1 protein-coding gene is annotated in these 253 nt (G+C 56.1%); it reads right to left on the bottom strand.

Features of this window, described 5'->3' with window-relative positions; all coding sequences use genetic code 11:
- On the bottom strand, nucleotides 1–253 hold a 253-nt coding region (locus tag IV91_RS0115015), incomplete at both ends, for a GTP-binding protein (protein ID WP_233418510.1).

Consider the following 253-nt stretch of genomic DNA (forward strand, 5'->3'; position numbering starts at 1 on the left):
CACCGCTCCATCCATCTGCGCCGCACCCGTAATCATGTTCTTCACATAATCCGCGTGCCCAGGACAGTCCACGTGTGCATAATGACGATTCACCGTCTCATACTCCACATGCGCCGTATTGATCGTGATCCCCCGCGCCTTCTCTTCCGGCGCCGAATCAATCTGAGCGTAAGACTTCGCCTCACCACCAAACTTCTTCGACAATACCACCGTCATCGCCGCCGTCAGCGTCGTCTTTCCATGATCCACGTGG

This window comes from Ferrovum myxofaciens, from assembly GCF_000735045.1.
Taxonomy (GTDB): Bacteria; Pseudomonadota; Gammaproteobacteria; order Burkholderiales; family Ferrovaceae; genus Ferrovum; species Ferrovum myxofaciens.